Genomic DNA, 21,346 nt, shown 5'->3' on the forward strand with positions numbered 1-21,346 from the left:
ATAACCTGGAGGCGGTGTGGATATCTCCTTGTTTTATGGCATCGGCGGTGGCGTTGTGGGGCTGTTGCTGGGCTGGCTGGCGGCCAGCTTGCTGCAACAGCAGCGTCAGGCGCGGCATGATACCGAGTTTCGGTTACAGCAGCAGGCGCTGGAGCAGACGCGCCAGCAACTGAGCGAAAACCAGCAAGCGCGGCAGCAAGACCAGCAGCGGTTGGATCAACAATCGCAGGAGTTACGTTCGCTACACGCACAACTGGCGGCGGGTGAGGAAAAACTGCGGCAACTGGCAGAGCTACGGGAAGAGTGCGCCCAACTCAATCAGGAATTGCGTGCGTTGCGTGAGGCCAACGGTGCGCAGGAAGCCGAGCTGCGTGAAGTCACCATTCGTCTTGAAGAGACACGACTGGCGGCGGAAGAGAAGCAGCGGTTATTGATGAATAGCGAGCAGCGTTTATCCACCCAGTTTGAAAATCTCGCCAACCGTATCTTTGAGCAGACCGGGCATAAGGTGGACCAGCAAAATCAGCAGAGCATGGAGAAGCTGTTGACGCCATTACGCGAGCAGTTGGATGGTTTCCGTCGTCAGGTGCAAGAGAGCTTCGGGGCGGAATCCCGAGAACGACACACGCTGGCGCATGAAATCCGTAATCTGCAACAACTCAACGCCCAAATGGCGCAGGAAGCAATTAACCTCACCAATGCGTTAAAAGGTGACAACAAAACCCAGGGGAACTGGGGGGAAGTGGTGCTGAGCCGGGTGCTGGAAAGTTCCGGATTGCGTGAAGGACATGAATATGAGACTCAGGTCAGCGTCCAGACCGCGAGCAATAGCCGCCTGCAACCCGATGTGATTGTGCGACTGCCGCATGGCAAAGATGTGATTATCGATGCCAAAATGTCGCTGGTGGCTTATGAGCGCTATTTCAACAGCGATAATGAAGCCGAACGAGCGGCGGCACTGAATGAGCACCTGTTATCTATCCGTAATCATATGCGGTTGCTGGGCAGCAAGGATTACCAGCAACTGCCGGGATTGCGTTCTCTCGACTATGTGTTGATGTTTATTCCCGTCGAACCGGCGTTTCTGGTGGCTATCGATCGTCAGCCGGATCTGATCACCGAGGCATTACGCCACAATATTATGCTGGTCAGCCCCACGACTTTACTGGTAGCGTTACGGACGATTAACAATCTCTGGCGTTATGAGCAGCAAAGCCGCAATGCGCAGTTAATCGCCGAACGCGCGTCACGGTTGTACGACAAACTGCGTTTGTTCGTTGATGATATGGCGTCGCTGGGGCAAGGGCTGGATAAAGCGCAGGCAGGTTACCGTCAGGCGATGAAGAAGCTGGCCTCCGGGCGCGGCAATCTGATAGGTCAAGCCGAAGGGTTTCGGGCGTTGGGGGTGGAGATCAAGCGGCCAGTCAATGTCCCCATGATGCAAGATGAGCCTTTGACGCCGGATGCGTTGCTCGCATTGTCACAAAACGCGCATGATGATGAGACTGAACACAGTGTAGATGGCATGGATGATGTGCCGAATGGCACAGCGGTATGATGTTGATCAGGTTCAGCGCACAGGGTGGAAAGAAGGGCGGTCGCTTTTGAGCGGGGTCTGGTACACTCTCTATCCATTAATGCTACCCATTAATGGGTAATGCGATCCTGAAGTTGAAGAAGCAGGTGGATAACATGGTAGACGATTCGGATAAGACGACACATTTTGGTTTTCGCACGGTAGCGAAAGATGATAAGGAAGCCATGGTGGCGGATGTTTTTCATTCTGTGGCTGCCAAATATGACCTGATGAATGATCTGATGTCATTTGGCATTCACCGTGTCTGGAAACGGTTTACCATTGAATGCAGCGGTGTGCGCCGTGGCCAGCGCGTGCTGGACTTAGCGGGCGGCACTGGTGATCTTACCGCCAAATTCTCCCGTCTGGTGGGAGATGAAGGTGAAGTGGTATTGGCGGATATCAATGCGTCAATGCTGAAAGTAGGGCGCGAGAAGCTGCGCAATAACGGTGTGGTGGGCAATGTCAGTTATGTCCAGGCCAATGCGGAAGCGCTGCCGTTTCCGGAGAATTTTTTCGACTGTATTACTATCTCGTTCGGCTTGCGTAACGTCACCGAAAAAGAGCGAGCACTGCGCTCTATGTATCGGGTGCTGAAACCCGGTGGTCGCTTGCTGGTGCTTGAGTTCTCGAAACCTACCGTGAAGGCGTTGAGCAAAGTCTACGATGCCTACTCTTTCCACGTGTTGCCCCGTATTGGCGAAATGGTTGCCAGTGATGCCGGTAGTTACCGCTATCTGGCGGAATCCATTCGTATGCATCCCGACCAGGAGACATTGAAAGGGATGATGGTCGATGCCGGTTTTGACAGTGTGGATTACTTCAATCTGACCAGCGGTATCGTGGCGCTGCATCGCGGATTTAAATTCTGAGTTGGATACACCCATGTTGATAATGCCTGTGTTGACGGCGGCACTGGAAACAGCGCTCAACCAGCTTTTGTTCCGTGACCGGAGTCTGAAAGCCGCCCGTCAGCGTTTGCACGGAAAAACGTTGCGAGTGGATGTGGCGGAACTGGGCACCCCGTTGGTATTGGTTTTTTCCGAATATCGCCTGGATGTGGTGAGTCAGTGGGCAGAGCAGCCAGACTGTTGGCTGCAAACCCGCTTACCGGCATTGATGAAATTGCGCGACCGGCAGCAATTGTCTGCGCTGATGCGCAGTGGTGAATTGGTGCTGGAAGGGGATATTCAGGTGGCGCAGCAGTTTGTCACCTTGCTGGATCTGGCGGAGTTTGACCCGGCAGAATGGCTGTCGCCCTGGCTGGGTGATGTGGTGGCCGAAGGGCTGAGTCAGGCGGCGGGTAAGGTTGCGGGGACGTTGATGCGTTCAGCATGCCGCCAGCAGCAGGCGCTGTCGGAAACCGTAACTGAGGAGTGGCGTCTGGCACCCGGCAAGCTGGAGGCGCTCTGGTTTGCTGACGAGGTGGAAGCGTTGGCGCAATCGGTGGAGGCGCTGTCCGTCAGGCTGGCAAAACTGGAGGGAGCGCCATGACACCGGGAGAATTATTGCGGTTGTACCGGATTATCCGGGTGTTGCTGAGCTACGGACTGGATGAGTTGATCCCGCGTATTCCTCTCACCATGCCGCTACGCCTTTGGCGTTGTTTATTGTTCTGGTTACCGAATCGTCACAAAGGTCAGCCACTGGGCGAGCGTCTGCGACTGGCGTTACAGGAGCTGGGGCCGGTGTGGATCAAGTTCGGTCAGATGATGTCCACACGCCGTGATCTCTTTCCTCCGGCCATTGCCGATCAACTGGCGATGCTGCAAGACCAGGTTGAGCCGTTTGATGGTGAACTGGCTCGTCACCAGATTGAAACGTCGATGGGCGGCAAGCTGGAAACCTGGTTTGATGATTTTGATGCTAAGCCGCTGGCATCGGCGTCGATAGCTCAGGTGCATACCGCCAGACTGAAAACGACGGGTAAAGCGATCGTCATCAAAGTCATTCGCCCGGATATATTGCCGGTCATCAAGGCTGACATGCGCCTGATGAATCGGTTGGCTGGCTGGTTACCGCTATTGCTGCCGGATGGCCGTCGCTTGCGACCACGTGAAGTGGTACGCGATTACGAAAAAACGCTGTTGGATGAGCTGAACCTGCTGCGTGAAGCGGCCAACGCCATCCAGTTGCGGCGAAACTTTGAAAACAGCCCGATGTTGTACGTCCCAGAGGTGTACTCCGATTACTGCAACGAACAGGTGCTGGTCATGGAGCGTATCTACGGTATTCCGGTATCGGACATCGATGCGTTGAAGCGGCATGGCGTTAATATGCCGTTGCTGGCTGAGCGTGGTGTGCAGGTCTTTTTCACTCAGGTATTCCGCGACAGCTTTTTCCATGCCGATATGCACCCCGGCAATATCTTCATCAGTTATGAACATCCGGAAGATCCGCAATATATCGGGATTGACTGCGGGATTGTCGGCTCGCTGAATAAAGAAGATAAGCGCTATCTGGCAGAGAACTTTATTGCTTTTTTCAACCGTGACTACCGTCGCGTCGCTGAATTGCACGTAGATTCTGGCTGGGTACCGGCTGATACCAACGTAGAAGAGTTCGAATTTGCTATCCGTACCGTTTGTGAGCCCATTTTTGAAAAGCCGTTAGCAGAAATTTCTTTCGGTCATGTATTATTGAACCTCTTTAATACGGCGCGTCGCTTCAATATGGAAGTGCAACCCCAGTTGGTGTTGCTCCAGAAGACGTTACTGTACATTGAGGGAGTCGGGCGTCAGCTCTACCCTCAGCTGGATTTGTGGAAGACGGCGAAGCCCTTTCTTGAAACCTGGCTGAAGGATCAGGTCGGCTTGCCTGCCATGTTGCGGGCATTTAAAGAGAAAGCGCCGTTTTGGGCAGAAAAGCTGCCCGAGATTCCCGAATTGTTCTACGACAGTTTACGTCAGCATAAAATGTTGAAGCAGAACATGGAGTTATTGACCGGCGAGTTGCGTTCGCAACGTACCCGTCATGGTCAGGCTCGGTATCTGCTGGGCGTGGGGGCGACGTTGCTGCTGAGCGGGACGATACTGCTGGTGAGCCAGGTCGAAGCGGATATTGTTCCGGCTGGCTTGTTTGCCGCGGGTTTTGTGGCCTGGATTATCGGCTGGCGCAGTACTCGCTGAACCGTTGTACCCGTTGAATAAACGCCTCATTAGTATCCCGATGTTGACTGATGAGCGTGTTACATGAATTCCTTTTGAGTAAAGAGGTAAGCACAGTATGGGCGGTATTAGTATCTGGAATCTATTGATTATCGGGGTGATCGTGGTGTTGCTGTTCGGCACCAATAAGCTGAGAACCCTGGGCTCAGACTTGGGCGCGTCAATCAAAGGCTTCAAGAAAGCAATGAGTGACGATCAGCCTGCTGCCAATGATGACAAGCAACAAGACGCTGACTTTGCGACTAAATCCATTTCGGAGCATAAGCCGCAGGCAAGTCAGGAAGAGAAAAGCCAGCATAAAGAGCAGGTGTAACCGGTGTTTGATATCGGGTTTAGTGAACTGCTGTTGGTGATGGTGATAGGCCTGGTGGTACTGGGACCTGAACGCCTGCCGATAGCGGTAAAAACGGTGGCCGGGTGGATACGGGCGCTGCGCTCGCTGGCATCGACGGTACAAAATGAACTGGCGCAGGAGATGAAACTGCAGGAATTGCAGGAAAGCCTGAAAAAAGTGGAACAGGCCAGCCAGTTGCAAAATTTGTCGCCGGAGCTGAAAGCATCGATGGATGAGCTGAAAGAGGCCGCCGAAGCGATGAAGCGTCCGCACAGTATCAAGCTGGATAACAGTGATGCGCCAGGGCATGTGCCGCTTGCCGATCCAGAAGCTGCGCATGATGGCGTGCTGGAAGTTGAGCTGAAAGCGCAAAACCATGCGCAGCAGAATGTGATGCCAGATGTGGCTCCCCCCTCTTCCGTTGCGGCTGTTCCGGCTACTGGGTCGGCTGCGCAGGCAGAAATACAGGCAGAGACAAAGGTGTCGAGCGTACCAGAGTCAAATGTACCTGTGTCGGCGGTGCCGGTATCAGAAAACGTCAGCCATACTGCCAGCCATACTGAAAGCAAGGCCAAATCTGAGTCGGTGCCGCCCGCTTCTTCTTCTCAACCTTCTGGTGATCGTTAACCTATGGCTGTTGATCAAACTCAACCGCTGATAAGCCATCTGATCGAACTGCGTAAGCGGTTGTTAAATAGCATTATCAGCGTACTGGTCGTGTTTCTGGCACTGGTTTACTTTGCCAATGACATCTATCAGTTTGTCTCTGCGCCGCTCATTAAACAACTGCCGGCCGGGGCCAGCATGATTGCGACCGATGTGGCCTCGCCGTTTTTCACCCCGATAAAGCTGACGCTGATCGTGTCGGTGTTTTTATCTGCGCCATTGGTGTTGTATCAGGTGTGGGCGTTTGTGGCTCCCGCCTTGTACAAGCATGAACGTCGTTTGATGATGCCGTTGCTGGTGTCCAGCAGCCTGTTGTTTTACATGGGAATGGCGTTCGCTTATTTCATCGTCTTTCCGCTGGCGTTCAGTTTCTTTGCCCAGACCGCGCCGAAGGGAGTATTGATTGCGACCGATATCAATAACTACCTTGATTTCGTCATGGCGCTATTTATGGCGTTCGGTGTGTCGTTCGAAGTACCGGTCGCTATCGTGTTGCTGTGCTGGAGCGGCGTCGTTACACCGGAAAGTCTGAAACAGAAACGGCCTTATGTGTTGGTGGGGGCGTTTGTGGTGGGCATGTTGTTAACGCCACCGGATGTGTTCTCCCAGACACTGCTGGCCATTCCGATGTATTTGCTGTTTGAAATCGGCGTGTTTTTCGCCCGGTTCTACGTTGGTAAACGGCGTCGGCCGGAAGAAGAAGAGGAAGACGTTGACGAGTCTGCGCCGTCTTCCTGAGTGACGCTTCGCCGTTAAACGGCGGTCTTCTTACTGTGACACCTCTTTCGGGAGGTGTTGTTTTTTGGGGGTCCACGGTGATCACCATAACGGATTTTGGGATATCAGCGCATGTTCGATATTGGCGTTAATCTGACCAGCCCACAGTTTCGTTCAGACCGCGAGCAGGTGGTGAGCAGGGCGCGTCAGGCAGGTGTGACGGGCTTGTTATTGACCGGAACCAATGCCAGCGAGAGTGAGCAGGCCTACCTGCTCGCCGCGCAATATCCCGATTACTGTTGGTCAACCGCCGGTGTGCATCCACATGATGCCAGCAGCTGGAGTGATGATACGGCGGCGCTGATTCACCAACTGGCAGGACGTGAGCAGGTGCTGGCGATTGGCGAATGCGGGTTAGATTTTAACCGTAACTTTTCCACCCCCGAAGAACAGGAACTGGCATTCAGCGCACAACTGGCGATTGCCGCTGAGCATGACATGCCAGTGTTTTTACACTGCCGCGATGCGCATGTGCGTTTTATGGCGCTGCTGACGCCATGGCTCGATAAACTGCCCGCGGCGGTGTTGCACTGTTTTACCGGCTCAGGCGACGAACTGGATGAGTGCCTGCGTGCCGGATTGATGATCGGCATTACCGGCTGGGTGTGTGATGAACGTCGTGGGTTGGCGCTACGCGAGCTACTCCCCCGGATTCCGGACGATCGGTTGTTGCTGGAAACCGATGCGCCCTATCTGTTACCCCGGGATTTACATCCTAAACCTGCATCCCGCCGTAACGAACCCTGTTTTCTGCTGCATATCGTCCATCAGGTTGCGCTCTGGCGTGGCCAGGATGCGCAATGGCTGGGCAGAAATGTGGATGAAAACGCCCGTCGGATTTTCCGCCCGGGCCAGAAAGGAGAATAATGATGAGTAATGTTTTTCCCGGTGCGTTTCCAGGACGTCGCCTGCGCCGTCTGCGTCGCCATGATTTCAGCCGCCGTCTGGTGGCAGAACATCAGGTTACGGTTAACGACCTCATCTATCCGGTGTTTGTCATGGAAGGCAAGCAGGGACGTCAGGAAGTACCCTCCATGCCGGGCGTGTATCGCCTGACCATTGATGAGCTGGTAAGAGAAGCGGAAGTGATTGCCAAACTGGGTATCCCAGTGCTGTCGCTGTTCCCGGTGATCGAAGCGGATAAAAAGTCGTTGCTGGCTGAAGAGGCCTACAATCCGGATGGGTTGGTGCAGCGTGCGGTGCGTGCGCTGAAAGATGCCGTGCCGGAACTAGGGCTGCTGACCGATGTGGCGCTGGATCCTTACACGACTCACGGCCAGGATGGTGTCATTGATGAAGACGGCTATGTGGTCAACGACATTACCAAAGAGATTCTGGTGCGTCAGGCGTTATCTCACGCGCAAGCTGGTGCGGAGATCGTGGCCCCCAGCGACATGATGGATGGCCGAATCGGTGCGATTCGCGAACAGTTGGAAGAGCAAGGGCTGGTGAATACCCAGATCATGGCGTATTCCGCCAAGTACGCGTCTTGTTACTACGGGCCGTTCCGCGATGCATTGGGTTCCTCGGGCAACCTGAAAGGCGGCAACAAGAAAACCTATCAGATGGATCCGGCCAACACTAATGAGGCGTTGCAGGAGATCGCACAGGATCTGCAAGAAGGCGCTGATATGGTGATGGTGAAACCGGGTATGCCGTATCTGGATGTGGTCCGGCGGGTGAAGGACACCTTCGGTGTGCCGACCTTTGCTTATCAGGTATCTGGTGAGTATGCGATGCAGATGGCGGCAATCCAGAATGGCTGGCTGCAAGAACAGCCGCTGGTGATGGAATCGCTGCTGTGCTTCAAGCGTGCCGGTGCAGATGGGGTGCTGACCTATTTCGCTAAACGCGTGGCCGAATGGCTGCGTGACGACGCGTTACGCCGCTGATGGCATCACGGTAATCACCGTACTGTAATTACTGTTGATGACAGCATGCCGTCAGGGCCAGGCCCTGACGGTTCAGACTTTTCGAAACTGACGATTGTCGATACTCTGGCGTACCTGCTTGTTCAGTAAATTGAGCAGCAGCATGGAGCGTGCCTCGCCATCCGGCTCGGTATAGATGGCCTCTAAGCCACTGAATACCCCTTCGGTGATGGTGACCTGATCGCCGGGTTGAGGTGTTTCCGGGTCGACATGGGTGGTGCACTGATGGTGTTGCAAATCCTCAATCACCTGCTGAGGGACCAACGCCGGCAGGTTGCCGAAACGGACAAAATGACTCACGCCACGAGTTGAACTGATGGTAGTGGTGTGTATGTGCTCCGGGTCGAATTCAACGAACAGATAATTGGGGAACAGCGGTTCGCTGACCTCGGTTCGTTTTCCTCGTACGATTTTCTCCAGCGCGATCATCGGGCTCAGGCAGACCACGTCCTGACGCTCCAGATGTTCTTTGGCCCGTAACAATTGGCCGCGCTTGCAATAAAGTAGGTACCAGGCTCGCATAGTTTCACTTTTTTCTGTGGCTTTTATCGCGGGAGAGGATAGCAAAAGCGTTACGCCTTGCGGGATAAAATTGTTGGGGGAAATTCCTAAATATAGGCAGTGTTGATTATCCGTATCAGCGGGGCTGGTGCCAGAAATAGCATGGTCGGTAAGCGACAGCATGACCAAGAGCCTTTATAATACCTCCACCACTGACCTTTCTGATGATCAGCATGAAATACCGTGACTTACGTGAATTTCTCGCACAGCTCGAAGCGAGAGGCGAACTCAAACGCATCCACCAACCGATAGATCCTTATTTGGAAATAACGGAAATTGCCGATCGCACCTTGCGTGCCGGAGGCCCGGCTTTGCTGTTTGAAAATCCCAAAGGTTACGCTATGCCAGTGCTGTGCAACCTGTTCGGTACGCCTAAACGCGTGGCGTTAGGAATGGGGCAGGAAGACGTCGGCGCGTTGCGGGATGTCGGCCGCTTGCTGGCGTTTTTGAAAGAGCCTGAGCCGCCACGCGGTTTTCGCGATCTGGTGGATAAGCTGCCCAAATTTCGCCAGGTGCTGAATATGCCGACTAAGCGCCTTTCGAACGCGCCCTGTCAGGAACAGGTGTGGGAAGGCGAAGAGGTGGATCTGGGGCGGATTCCGATCATGCATTGCTGGCCGGGCGATGTCGCCCCGTTGGTCACCTGGGGACTGACGGTGACGCGTGGGCCCTTCAAAGAGCGTCAGAATCTGGGGATTTACCGCCAGCAGCTGATTGGTCGCAACAAACTGATTATGCGCTGGTTGTCACACCGGGGCGGTGCACTGGATTTTCAGGAGTGGTGCCAGCAGCATCCCGGTGAGCGCTTTCCGGTCGCTGTGGCGTTGGGCGCTGATCCGGCTACGATCCTCGGGGCGGTAACGCCAGTGCCGGATACGCTGTCTGAATATGCCTTTGCCGGGTTGTTGCGTGGTCACAAGACGGAAGTGGTCAAATGTCTGTCCTGTGATCTGGAAGTACCGGCCAGTGCTGAAATTGTGCTGGAGGGCTATATCGACGCGGATGAAATCGCGCCGGAAGGACCTTATGGCGATCATACTGGCTATTACAACGAAGTGGATCATTTTCCTGTCTTTACCGTCACGCATGTTACCCAGCGTCGTGACGCTATTTACCATTCCACTTATACCGGCCGCCCGCCTGATGAACCGGCGGTGCTGGGGGTGGCGCTGAACGAAGTGTTCGTACCGCTGTTACAAAAGCAGTTCCCGGAAATCGTCGACTTCTATTTGCCTCCGGAGGGCTGTTCTTACCGTCTGGCGGTCGTTACTATGAAAAAACAGTATGCCGGGCACGCTAAACGGGTGATGATGGGCGTCTGGTCTTTTTTACGCCAGTTTATGTATACCAAGTTTGTTATCGTCTGCGATGACGATATTAATGCCCGCGACTGGAAAGATGTGATCTGGGCGATCACTACGCGTATGGATCCGGCGCGTGATACGTTGCTGGTGGAAAATACGCCAATCGACTACCTGGATTTTGCTTCACCGGTTTCTGGGCTCGGATCCAAAATGGGTCTGGATGCAACCAATAAATGGCCGGGAGAAACACAGCGTGAATGGGGTCATCCTATTACCAAAGATCCGTCGGTTGTCGCCCGTGTGGATGCCATATGGGACGAGTTAGCCATATTGAATAACAGTGGTAAGCCGCGCTGACGGCGCTTATCCTGTTCCCCATTTTGCTTTGACCCTACAGAGGGATCGCATGACAACGTTGAGCTGTACAGTAATGTCGGTGGACGCTATCACCGATACGGTTTACCGGGTGCGCTTATTGCCATCGGCACCTTTTTCCTTCCGTGCCGGGCAATACCTGATGGTAGTTATGGACGAACGTGACAAGCGCCCGTTCTCTATGGCTTCGACGCCTATTGAGCAAGAGTCTATTGAATTGCATATCGGTGCTTCTGAGATGAACCTGTATGCTATGGCCGTGATGGATCGCATCCTAAAGGAAAAGTCACTGGTGGTTGATATTCCCCATGGCGATGCCTGGTTGCGTGAAGATAGCGACCGGCCGTTGATTTTGATCGCGGGTGGGACAGGTTTTTCTTACGTGCGCTCGATTTTACTGACGGTGCTGGCTCGCCAGCCAGAGCGTCAGGTTTCCGTCTATTGGGGCGGGCGAGAACTGCGTCATTTATACGATTTGGGCGAGTTGCAGTCGCTGGCTCAGGTGCATACCAACCTGAACGTGATCCCGGTCGTTGAACAGCCTGACGAACAGTGGCATGGCCGTTCTGGTACCGTGTTAAGCGCTGTGCTCCAGGATTTCGGTACACTAGCCTCGCACGATATTTACATCGCAGGGCGTTTTGAAATGGCAAAAATCGCCCGTGAGCGTTTTTGTAATGAACGTGGCGCCCAGCCTGCGCACATGTTCAGCGACGCGTTTTCCTTCATCTGATCCTGTCTGCTGTTCCTTCGTGGCCGGGTTGTTGTACCCGGCCACGTTGTCCTGCCCTTCGGCAGGATACCGGTACGGGTTGTTTACTGAGCTACGGTTGCCCGATAGGTGATAAAACCGCCGGACAGATTACGGGCGCGAAAGCCGCGTTGGGTAAGCAGGCGGTAGGCAACATGGCCACGCAGACCAGACTGACAGCCAATCAGAATTTCTTTGTCGGCGGGCAGTTCCTGTAAGCGTTGGCGCAGCGTATCCAGCGGAATGTGCAACGCATCCGGGTATTCACCATGAAGGCGCAGCTCTTGTGCGGTGCGTATATCGAGCAGGCACTGCGTTGCCGGGTCAAGATGGGTGATGTCTTCAGGGTGGCAGATAGCCGTGTCGCCTTGCAGCACATTGTTGGCCAGCATGCCTGCCTGATTGACCACATCGCGCGCGCTGTTAAAGGGCGGAGCATAGGTCAGCTCCAGATCTTCCAGACTCTGCACCGTCAACCCTGCCCGCTGTGCGACGGCAATCACATCGATACGTTTATCAACACCCGCTTTTCCCACCGCCTGTGCACCGAGAATGGCACCGGTATCGGGAGTAAACAGGAGCTTCAATGACACCATGCTGGCACCGGGATAGTAGCTTGCGTGGTCTGCCGCATGGACATGTACTTTCTGATAGGCTATCCCTGCTCGTTGCAGCGCTTTCTCGTTCATTCCTACACAGCCGACCGTATAGTCAAAGACCTTGCAGATGGCGGTGCCCTGGGTCCGGTGGTATCGGTGTTCCCGACCTAGCATGTTATCGGCAGCGATTCGTCCCTGCCTATTGGCTGGCCCGGCTAGCGGAAATAGGGCTGGAGTGGCGTTTACCCAGTCAGGGGTTTCTACCGCGTCGCCAACAGCATAAATATGTTCGTTTGATGTCTGCATCCGCTCATTGACCTGAATACCGCCGCGTGCGCCAAGGCGTAATCCGGCTGCCTGGGCTAACTGGGCTTCCGGTTTGACGCCAATTGCCATGAGCAGCATACCGGTTGTCCGCTGCTGGCCGTCGGCCAGTGTCAGTTTCAGTCCGTGGGGATGGCCTGGGGTGGGTGAATCGCATGGCGTGATGGCCTGTAATCCTGCGCTCAGCAGTAATTCGACGCCATGCTGTCGTATAACCTGATGCAGCGGTGCCGCCATTTCCGGATCGACCGGTGCCATAACCTGTGAATCACGCTCCAGTAGTGTCACTGACAGGCCGCGATTCACCAGTGCTTCTGTCACTTCTAAGCCAATGAAACCACCACCAGCGACGGTCACCTGCTGAATGTCATGCTGTTGCAGGTGGGTCAGAATCCGGTCCATATCGGTGAGGGTACGCAGGGTAAAGACACCGGGCAGGTCGATACCCGGTAGCGGCGGTTTTATCGGGCTGGCACCGGGGCTTAGCAGTAGTTTGTCGTAGTGTTCAGTGTAGACCCGGTTATCAGCCAGACTGGCGATTTGCAGGGTGCGAGTGGTTGGGTCGATGCTCAACACGTCATGCTGTACCCGCACATCAATGTTAAAGCGCTCGGCGAAGTCCGCCGGGGTTTTCAGCACCAGAGCTGCGCGGTCGGGTATGTCGCCACCGATATGATAAGGCAGTCCACAGTTGGCGAATGATACGTAAGGGCCGCGTTCCAGCATGATGATTTCTGCCGATTCCGACAACCGCCGGGCTCTGACAGCGGCGGAAGCGCCGCCAGCCACACCACCGATAATGATAATTCTGGTCATGAATAACTCCTCAAAACGTAAGGGGGGACGAGATCCGGCAGTGATGTCAGGGTTACGTGGTTTGGTTGAATACATTATCTAATTATATATTGTATAAAATCATATATTGTTTTGCGCAAGTAAGAAAAAGTCACTTTATGACGCAGGCAGGTGTGGCGATAGGCGGTAAATGACGCCGGAAGCCGCACGTGGCGCGGCAGCTATGGCGAATGATCGTGGTGATGCCGTGGTGGTATTTTTGTGGGCCCGTTATTTTTGTTGACCCATAGTAGAGCGGCGTATGTCTGACGACTTTTTCTGTTCTTTCAGAGGAAGCCTGACTCGTTCAGGATAACCCCGTCGGCCCAACGATGCCGACGGGGGAGGCGATAGCGATGAAGAGCAGGCATTGATAGCTGGGGGACATCAATACGGGCGCGTTATACCCGCTCCAGCACTGTGGCGATACCCTGACCCAGACCGATACACATGGTCGCCACACCGAATTCTACGTCTCGCTGCTCCATCAAATTGATGAGCGTAGTGATAATGCGCGCACCGGAGCACCCCAGCGGATGGCCCAACGCAATCGCACCGCCATTCAGGTTGACTTTATCATCCAGGCTATCCATCAATCCTAATGCCTTGATACAGGGCAGCGTTTGGGCGGCAAACGCTTCATTGAGTTCAAACAGACCAATATCGCTCAGAGAAAGGCCTGCCCGTTGTAGCGCTTTTTGGGTCGCGGGTACCGGACCGAAACCCATCACAGAAGGATCACAGCCGACGACCGCCATCGCTCGTACACGAACCCGTGGCGTTAACCCCAACGCCAGCGCACGGGATTCACTCATCACCAGCAGCGCGGCGGCACCATCCGACAGTGCCGATGAGCTACCGGCTGTGACCGTACCGTTCACCGGGTCAAAGGCCGGGCGCAGAGCTGCCAGAGCGTCGAAACTTGTGTCCGCCCTGACGACTTCGTCGTAGTCAAAAGGATGTAACGCGCCGTCGGCGTTATGGCCGGTTGTGGGGATAATTTCATGGCGAAATGCACCGGACTGGGTCGCCGCCCAGGCACGTTGGTGTGAGCGGGCGGCGAAAGCGTCCTGCATTTCACGACTGATGTGGTGCTGGCGTGCCAGTAGCTCTGCCGTCAGCCCCATCATCGCTGCGGCTTTCGCGATGTTTTTGCCAAGGCCGGGGTGAAAATCAACACCGTGGCTCATCGGCACATGTCCCATATGCTCGACGCCGCCGACCAGACACACATCAGCATCACCCGTCATGATGGTTCGTGCCGCGTCGTGCAACGCCTGCATGGATGAACCGCACAGACGATTGACGGTGACGGCGGGTACCGAATGGGGAATTTCGGCCAGTAATGCGGCATTACGCCCCACATTGAAGCCTTGCTCTAGCGTCTGTTGCACGCATCCCCAGTAGATGTCGTCGATTTTATCCGCTTCCAGCGCCGGGGTACGGCTCAGCAGGCTGCGCATCAAATGCGCGGACAGGGTTTCAGCCCGAACCTGACGAAACGCACCACCTTTGGATCGACCCATCGGGGTGCGCACTGCATCAACAATCACTGCATTTTCCATCGTCGTGCGTCCTTATGCCGGTTGGTGAAGAGACAGGTCGGCGTGAGGTTCAACCGCCGGGTAGTAGCGCTGCTGGTGTCGTGCCATCTGCAACAGGCTTTCCGGTATGGCGTAGAGTGGCCCCAGCGACGCCAGCGATTGGGCAATGTCCACATAGTGCTGGCTGCCCAGCGTGTCCAGATAACGGCAGGCACCGCCATGGAACGGTGGAAAGCCCAGCCCGTAAAGCAGAGCCATATCGGCTTCCGCCGGCGTGGCGACGATCCCCTCTTCCAAGCAACGTGCGACTTCGTTGAGCATTGGCACCATCAGGCGATGGATAATCTCTTGCGCGCTGAAGGTTCGCTTCGACTCGCAGACAGCATCCAGCAAGATATCGGTCTGTTCGTCCTGCTCCCGGCGTGGTTTGCCTTTCGCATCCGGGCTGTAACGGTAGAAACCAGCCCCGCTTTTCTGACCTAAACGCTGATGTTCCACCAAGACATCGACCGAGTCGCGGTAGGTTTTTGCCATGCGCTGCGGAAAACCTGCCGACATCACTGCCTGTGCATGGTGGGCGGTATCCAGCCCGACCACGTCCAGCAGGTAAGCCGGTCCCATCGGCCAGCCGAACTGTTTTTCCATCACGGCATCGATATCGCGGAAATCCGCACCGTCGCGCAATAGCAAACAGAACGCGGCGATATAAGGGAACAGCACACGGTTGACGAAAAATCCCGGGCAGTCATTCACCACTATCGGGGTTTTCCCTATTTTGGAGGCATAAGCGACTACGCGAGCCAACGTTTTCTCATCGGTCTGGGGGCCGCGAATCACTTCCACCAGCGGCATCCGGTGTACCGGGTTGAAAAAATGCATGCCGCAGAAATTTTGTGGTCGCTGCAAGGAAGCGGCTAATTGCCCGATGGGAATGGTCGAGGTATTGGAAACGATCAACGTCTGTTCACTGACACAGGCCTCAACATCGGCCAGTACCCTGGCTTTTATTTGTGGGTTTTCCACCACCGCTTCGATAACCAGGTCAGCTTGCTCCAGCCCATTGTTATTCAATGTCGGGTGGATACGAGCCAGTATGCCCATCATGCTCATGGCATCGAGCTTGCCGCGCTGTAGCTGTGCATTCAGTAGCTTGGCGGCCTCCTCCATCCCTAACGTCAGTGCTTTCTCGTTGATATCTTTCATCCATACCGGCACCCCTTTGCGTGCCGACTGACAGGCAATACCGCCGCCCATGATCCCGGCACCGAGCACGGCAACGAGTGCTGGTGGCAATGCGTCGCCCGCCCATTTTTTTGCTGTGTTTTTTACCGCTTGTTCGTTCAGGAAGACACCGACCAACGCATACGCCGCTGTGGTTTGAGTCAGCGTAACGAAATTGTCGGTTTCCAGCTTCAGTGCGGCGTCACGCTCTAATCTGGCAGCGGCTTCAATGGTTTTGAGCGCCGTCATAGGCGCAGGGTAGTGAGGGCCTGCTGATTGCTGCACCAGTGCGCTGGCGGTAGCGAAACTCATGGTTGCCTCGGTGCGATTAAGCCGTAGCGGCGCTTGTTTCTGGCGGCGACGGGCTCGCCAGTCAAGTTTATCCTCCGCCGCCAGACGCAACATATGCAATGCTGACGGCAGCAGCTTGTCGCTGCTGGTGACCGCATCAATTAACCCGACTTTCAGGGCCTCGTCGGCAGACAGATCTTTACCCGCGGTGATGATTTCCAGCGCACCGTCGGCACCCAGCAGTCGTGGTAACCGAACCGTGCCGCCAAACCCCGGCATGATCCCTAGTTTCACTTCCGGCAGGCCAATGCGAACGTCGGGTGTCGCTAGGCGGAAATCGGTCGCCAGCACACATTCGCACCCTCCGCCCAGCGCATAACCGTTGATGGCGGAAAGCGTCGGCACCGGCAAGTCTTCCAGTTGGCTGAAAATGGCGTTGGCGTCGGTCAGCCACTGATGAAGGGTTTCTGGCGGTGCGGCGAACAATGACAAAAATTCGGTGATGTCCGCTCCGGCAATAAACGCGGGTTTGTCCGAGCGCAGCAACAGGGCGTGAAGCGAAGTATGTTTCGTCAGGTGATTCAGGGCTTCGCCAAGACTGGCTACCGTACGGGTGTCCAGCTTATTGACGCTGCCAGGCGCAGCAAAAACCAGTTCGGCAATGCCGTCTTCCAGCCAGTTGAGGTACAGCGTGTCGCCTTGATAGATCATGGTGTTCTCCACTGTTATCCGTTATCTGGTACGACCAGATAGTGAAGAAAATTGTGGGTTTGATGTTAATGAAATGCAAACGGTGCGTGAGGGATTTGCCGGGAGGATCACAGGCTGAGCAACGCTGCCGTCATCGGGGCGCTGTGTTACACTGGAAAACAGGTTGTTATCAATGGGGATTATGATGGAAACGCTGGCTTCTTTGTATCATCAACATGTGGCGACCCTGCAGCAACGCACGCAGGCAGTTCTGGCTCGGCATAATCTGGATGCCTTATTGATCCACTCCGGTGAGTTGATGATGGCGTTTTTGGATGACCATGCCTATCCGTTCAAGGTCAATCCACAGTTTAAAGCCTGGCTGCCGGTGACGCAGGTGCCGAATTGCTGGTTGTGGGTGGATGGGGTCAATACGCCGAAGCTGTGGTTCTATTCCCCCGTTGATTACTGGCATAACGTGGCGTCAGTGCCGGATAGTTTTTGGACGACGTCGTTGGATATCCAGGTGCTGCGCAAGGCTGATGATATTGCGGCGCAACTGCCTGCTCAGCGTCAGCAGGTTGCCTATATCGGTTCCGCTCCACAACGCGCGCTAAGCCTGGGGATTACGCCGGAACACGTCAATCCGAAAGGCGTACTGGATTATCTGCATTACCACCGTGCCTACAAAACGGATTATGAACTGGCTTGTATGCGTGAAGCGCAGAAAACCGCGGTGGTTGGTCATCGTGCTGCTTACGAAGCCTTCCAGTCCGGTATGAGCGAGTTTGATATTAATCTGGCGTACCTGACCGCCACGGGGCACCGTGATACCGATGTGCCTTATGACAATATCGTTGCTCTTAACGACCATGCAGCGGTGCTGCACTACACCCAACTGGAACACCGTGTGCCAACGGAAATGCGCAGTTTCCTGCTGGATGCAGGCGCAGAGTATAACGGCTATGCGGCAGATATCACCCGCACTTACGCCGCTCAGCATGACAATGAGTATGCGGCGTTGGTGAGGGACCTGAATCACGAGCAACTGGCGCTGATCGATACGATGAAAGCCGGGGTGCGTTATACCGATTACCATTTGCAGATGCATCACCGTGTTGCGTCGCTACTTAAACGTCATCAACTGGTGACCGGGTTGAGCGAAGAAGCGATGGTAGAGCAGGGGGTAACTTCGCCGTTCCTGCCGCATGGTCTGGGCCATCCGCTTGGCCTGCAGGTACATGATGTAGGCGGGTTTATGCAGGATGATACCGGCACTACGTTGCCTGCGCCGTCTGCACATCCCTATCTGCGCTGTACCCGTATTTTGGAACCGCGCATGGTGCTGACTATCGAACCGGGTATCTATTTCATCGATTCTCTGCTTGAACCCTGGCGTCAGGGTGAGTTGCGTCAGCATTTCAACTGGCAGAAACTGGATGCGTTACGTCCGTTTGGTGGTATCCGTATTGAAGACAATATCGTGGTCCATGACAAACGTATTGAGAACTTAACGCGTGCGCTCGATCTGGCCTGATGCAGTCATATCCAGTGCCTGCGGCGTCTGTCAGCGTCGATGAAGAGATTAAAAAGAGCCGTTTTATTACTCTGCTTGCACCCGCCTGTGGAGTGGAAGCGGCTCGATACGTTATTCAGCAGGCTCGCGAGCAGCATCCCTCGGCGGCTCACCATTGCTGGGCCTATGTCGCAGGTTCCCCTGTCGATTCTCAACAGCTCGGCTTTTCTGATGACGGAGAACCTTCGGGCACCGCAGGTAAACCAATGCTGGCCCAATTGATGGGGAGTGGCATCGGTGAAATCGTGGCGGTAGTAATACGGTATTATGGCGGTATCAGGTTGGGTACCGGTGGGCTGGTCAAGGCCTATGGCGGTGGCGTTCAGCAAGCGTTGAAACAACTGCCCGTTCAGCAGAAAGTGATGTATCAGAAATATCGATTGCAGTGCGACTATGCGTTGCTCCCACAGGTGGAGAGCGTGGTGCTGGCATTACAGGGGCTCATCGTCTCAACGGAGTACGCCGGTGACGTTACCCTCCAACTGGCGTTTCCGATAACGACAGTGGAAGAGGCAGCGCGGCGACTACGCGATATTAGTCGTGGTGCGTTGCATTTGCAGTCAATTTCACAATAATCCAGCACGTAATCTTGAACCATTAAAGGAAGGCTCCCTGATGCACTTGCGTGCCATAACCCGCATTGTCGGACTGCTGGTCATCCTGTTTTCCGGCACCATGTTCATTCCTGGCATGGTGGCGTTGATCTACCGTGACGGCGCCGGTCGGGCATTTATCCAGACATTCATTGTCGCGTTGGTTATGGGGCTGCTGTTGTGGCTGCCCAACCGTAAACACCGGCATGAGTTGAAAACCCGTGAAGGGTTTTTAATCGTCGTGTTGTTCTGGACAGTGCTGGGCAGCGTTGGGGCGTTGCCTTTTTTGTTTGCTGAACGGCCCAATCTCTCGGTGACGAATGCGTTTTTTGAATCCTTTTCCGGCCTGACAACCACCGGCGCTACTACGCTGGTCGGGCTGGATTCCCTACCGAAGGCCATTTTGTTCTATCGACAGATGCTGCAATGGATGGGCGGTATGGGGATCATTGTACTGGCGGTGGCGATTCTGCCGATTCTGGGCGTCGGGGGGATGCAGCTTTATCGCGCTGAAATGCCAGGTCCGCTGAAGGACAATAAAATGCGCCCCCGCATCGCGGAAACCGCAAAAACCCTCTGGCTGATTTATGTTTTGCTGACGGTGGTATGCGCATTCTCTTTGTGGCTGGCTGGCATGTCGGTCTTCGATGCAATCAGTCACAGTTTTTCGACTATCGCCATCGGTGGATTTTCAACCCATGACGCCAGCATCGGCTATTTCAACAGCCCCACCATCAATACCATTGTTGCGGTATTTCTGCTGATTTCCGGCTGTAATTTTGGTTTGCACTTTGCGGTGCTAAGCGGTCGCAGCTTGCGCGTGTACTGGCGTGACCCCGAATTCCGCATGTTTATCTTCGTGCAGATGTCGCTGGTTGTGATTTGTACCCTCGTTTTGTGGGTGCATGGTGTGTACAAGACGGGGATGGAAACGCTGAATCAGGCGTTTTTTCAGGTGGTGTCGATGGCAACGACAGCAGGCTTTACTACCGACAGCATTGCCTCCTGGCCATTGTTCTTGCCGGTATTGCTGCTTTGTTCCGCGTTTATCGGTGGTTGTGCCGGTTCAACCGGCGGTGGCCTGAAAGTCATTCGTATCCTGTTACTGTTCTTACAGGGATCGCGTGAACTGAAGCGATTGGTTCACCCGAATGCGGTATATACCATTAAGCTCGGCCAGCGCGCGTTGCCGGAACGAATTCTGGAAGCCGTGTGGGGGTTTTTCTCAGCGTATGCGCTGGTGTTTATCATCAGCATGCTGGCGGTGATTGCGACAGGGGTCGACAATTTCTCTGCTTTTGCTGCTGTCGCTGCCACCCTTAACAATCTTGGCCCCGGACTTGGGACAGTCGCCGACAATTTCACTTCTATGAATGACGCCGCCAAATGGATTCTGATTGTCACTATGTTATTTGGTCGTCTGGAAGTGTTTACCATGCTGGTGCTATTTACTCCCACCTTTTGGCGGGAATAACGGATAAAGGAAGCGTGCTATGAAAGCATTGATATTGTTTTCCAGTCGGGATGGTCAAACGCGGGCGATAGCGTCTTATATCGCCAATAACCTGAAAGGGACGCTGGAGTGTGATGTGGTCAACATTCTGAGCGCCCATGAAGTCGATCTCGATAAGTACGACAAGGTGATGATTGGTGCATCCGTGCGCTACGGACATTTTCACCCAGCGCTGGAAAAATTCATCCGTCAGCACCTTGCCTTATTACAGCGAAAACCCAGTGCGTTCTTTTCTGTCAATCTGACGGCCCGTAAGCCTGAAAAGCGCTCGTTACAAACCAACGCGTATACCCGCAAGTTTCTACTGCGCTCTCCCTGGCAACCCGACTTGGGCGCTGTGTTTGCGGGTGCGTTGCGCTATCCCCGTTATCGTTGGTTCGACCGTGTCATGATTCAACTGATTATGCGCATGACGGGCGGCGAAACCGACAGCACGAAAGAGATTGAGTATACCGACTGGGAGCAGGTGGCGCGTTTTGCCCAGTCGTTCGGCCAACTTACCCAGAAAAAGGCGGTTTAACAGGGGTGAAATCTGCGTGGTGGTGAAAAAAGAGGCGTTCAGCAATTTTTTTGAAATTAGTGCTTGTCAGGCCGGAATAACTCCCTATAATGCGCCTCCACTGACACGGCAACGGCGAAACGCCAGCGCGGTTTCAGTAAGAAATCAGGCGCATACCGCTTGACTTCTTGTCGGGAAAGCATAACATATGCGACCCGCG

At 54.6% G+C, this 21,346-nt stretch carries 19 protein-coding genes; 15 read left to right on the forward strand and 4 right to left on the reverse strand.

The window, feature by feature from the left end; translation table 11 throughout:
* Positions 1-16 precede the first annotated feature (16 nt).
* The 9 genes from rmuC (at position 17) to hemB (ending at position 8,412) form a co-directional block, all read left to right on the forward strand.
* On the forward strand, positions 17-1,558 hold the full coding sequence (rmuC, locus tag DZE2538_RS01045; RefSeq protein ID WP_038915373.1) for a DNA recombination protein RmuC: 1,542 nt from the start codon (positions 17-19) through the stop codon (positions 1,556-1,558).
* A gap of 134 nt (positions 1,559-1,692) precedes the next feature.
* Positions 1,693-2,448 (forward strand): bifunctional demethylmenaquinone methyltransferase/2-methoxy-6-polyprenyl-1,4-benzoquinol methylase UbiE, encoded by a 756-nt coding sequence (gene ubiE, locus DZE2538_RS01050; RefSeq protein WP_026357851.1) that lies wholly within the window; start codon positions 1,693-1,695, stop codon positions 2,446-2,448.
* Between the two features lie 13 nt (positions 2,449-2,461).
* Positions 2,462-3,070, forward strand: coding sequence for a ubiquinone biosynthesis protein UbiJ (gene ubiJ / locus DZE2538_RS01055; RefSeq protein WP_038915374.1), 609 nt, complete (start codon positions 2,462-2,464; stop codon positions 3,068-3,070).
* A complete protein-coding gene (gene ubiB / locus DZE2538_RS01060; protein ID WP_038912869.1) occupies positions 3,067-4,704 on the forward strand; it encodes a ubiquinone biosynthesis regulatory protein kinase UbiB in 1,638 nt (545 codons plus the stop codon). Before ubiJ ends, ubiB begins: the two co-directional genes overlap by 4 nt.
* 97 nt (positions 4,705-4,801) lie before the next feature.
* Positions 4,802-5,056 (forward strand): Sec-independent protein translocase subunit TatA, encoded by a 255-nt coding sequence (gene tatA, locus DZE2538_RS01065; protein ID WP_038915376.1) that lies wholly within the window; start codon positions 4,802-4,804, stop codon positions 5,054-5,056.
* Positions 5,057-5,059: 3 nt separating this feature from the next.
* Positions 5,060-5,704, forward strand: coding sequence for a Sec-independent protein translocase protein TatB (gene tatB / locus DZE2538_RS01070; RefSeq protein WP_038915377.1), 645 nt, complete (start codon positions 5,060-5,062; stop codon positions 5,702-5,704).
* A 3-nt stretch (positions 5,705-5,707) separates the two neighbouring features.
* The gene (gene tatC, locus DZE2538_RS01075) at positions 5,708-6,481 is read left to right on the forward strand and encodes a Sec-independent protein translocase subunit TatC (RefSeq protein WP_019844080.1); all 774 of its coding nucleotides are present in this window, start codon (positions 5,708-5,710) and stop codon (positions 6,479-6,481) included.
* Between the two features lie 111 nt (positions 6,482-6,592).
* The gene (gene tatD / locus DZE2538_RS01080) at positions 6,593-7,387 is read left to right on the forward strand and encodes a 3'-5' ssDNA/RNA exonuclease TatD (protein WP_038915379.1); all 795 of its coding nucleotides are present in this window, start codon (positions 6,593-6,595) and stop codon (positions 7,385-7,387) included.
* Positions 7,388-7,389: 2 nt separating this feature from the next.
* Positions 7,390-8,412 carry a porphobilinogen synthase gene (gene hemB, locus DZE2538_RS01085; protein WP_012882944.1) on the forward strand — a complete coding sequence of 341 codons (1,023 nt, stop codon included), beginning with the start codon at positions 7,390-7,392 and terminating at the stop codon, positions 8,410-8,412.
* 72 nt (positions 8,413-8,484) lie between these two features.
* Here the strand turns inward: hemB and rfaH are convergent, their stop codons facing one another.
* The gene (gene rfaH / locus DZE2538_RS01090) at positions 8,485-8,973 is read right to left on the reverse strand and encodes a transcription/translation regulatory transformer protein RfaH (RefSeq protein WP_012882945.1); all 489 of its coding nucleotides are present in this window, start codon (positions 8,971-8,973) and stop codon (positions 8,485-8,487) included.
* Positions 8,974-9,176: 203 nt separating this feature from the next.
* On the opposite strand from rfaH, the gene ubiD reads away from it, so the two are divergent.
* The gene (ubiD, locus tag DZE2538_RS01095) at positions 9,177-10,673 is read left to right on the forward strand and encodes a 4-hydroxy-3-polyprenylbenzoate decarboxylase (protein ID WP_023638664.1); all 1,497 of its coding nucleotides are present in this window, start codon (positions 9,177-9,179) and stop codon (positions 10,671-10,673) included.
* Between the two features lie 49 nt (positions 10,674-10,722).
* Complete coding sequence (gene fre / locus DZE2538_RS01100) at positions 10,723-11,424, forward strand: NAD(P)H-flavin reductase (RefSeq protein WP_019844077.1); 702 nt, start codon at positions 10,723-10,725, stop codon at positions 11,422-11,424.
* An 83-nt stretch (positions 11,425-11,507) separates the two neighbouring features.
* Here fre and DZE2538_RS01105 read toward each other — a convergent pair whose 3' ends face one another.
* The 3 genes from DZE2538_RS01105 to fadB form a co-directional block, all read right to left on the reverse strand.
* Positions 11,508-13,181, reverse strand: coding sequence for an FAD-dependent oxidoreductase (locus DZE2538_RS01105; RefSeq protein ID WP_038915380.1), 1,674 nt, complete (start codon positions 13,179-13,181; stop codon positions 11,508-11,510).
* A 419-nt stretch (positions 13,182-13,600) separates the two neighbouring features.
* Positions 13,601-14,764, reverse strand: a complete 1,164-nt coding sequence (gene fadA, locus DZE2538_RS01110) for an acetyl-CoA C-acyltransferase FadA (protein WP_012882948.1) — start codon at positions 14,762-14,764, stop codon at positions 13,601-13,603.
* 12 nt (positions 14,765-14,776) lie between these two features.
* Entirely contained in the window at positions 14,777-16,966 is a 2,190-nt protein-coding gene (fadB, locus tag DZE2538_RS01115) for a fatty acid oxidation complex subunit alpha FadB (protein ID WP_038915382.1), read from the reverse strand.
* Between the two features lie 184 nt (positions 16,967-17,150).
* Here fadB and pepQ point away from each other — a divergent pair, with 184 nt between their 5' ends.
* The 4 genes from pepQ to hemG are packed head-to-tail and all read left to right on the forward strand — an operon-like array spanning position 17,151 to position 21,147.
* A complete protein-coding gene (gene pepQ, locus DZE2538_RS01120; RefSeq protein WP_038917082.1) occupies positions 17,151-18,482 on the forward strand; it encodes a Xaa-Pro dipeptidase in 1,332 nt (443 codons plus the stop codon).
* The gene (locus DZE2538_RS01125; protein WP_038915383.1) at positions 18,482-19,096 is read left to right on the forward strand and encodes an IMPACT family protein; all 615 of its coding nucleotides are present in this window, start codon (positions 18,482-18,484) and stop codon (positions 19,094-19,096) included. Before pepQ ends, DZE2538_RS01125 begins: the two co-directional genes overlap by 1 nt.
* A gap of 40 nt (positions 19,097-19,136) precedes the next feature.
* Complete coding sequence (gene trkH, locus DZE2538_RS01130; RefSeq protein ID WP_019844070.1) at positions 19,137-20,588, forward strand: Trk system potassium transporter TrkH; 1,452 nt, start codon at positions 19,137-19,139, stop codon at positions 20,586-20,588.
* 19 nt (positions 20,589-20,607) lie between these two features.
* Positions 20,608-21,147 (forward strand): menaquinone-dependent protoporphyrinogen IX dehydrogenase, encoded by a 540-nt coding sequence (hemG, locus tag DZE2538_RS01135; protein ID WP_019844069.1) that lies wholly within the window; start codon positions 20,608-20,610, stop codon positions 21,145-21,147.
* Positions 21,148-21,346 lie beyond the last annotated feature (199 nt).

Origin of the sequence: Dickeya zeae NCPPB 2538 (assembly GCF_000406165.1) — a bacterium.
Taxonomy (GTDB): domain Bacteria; phylum Pseudomonadota; class Gammaproteobacteria; order Enterobacterales; family Enterobacteriaceae; genus Dickeya; species Dickeya zeae.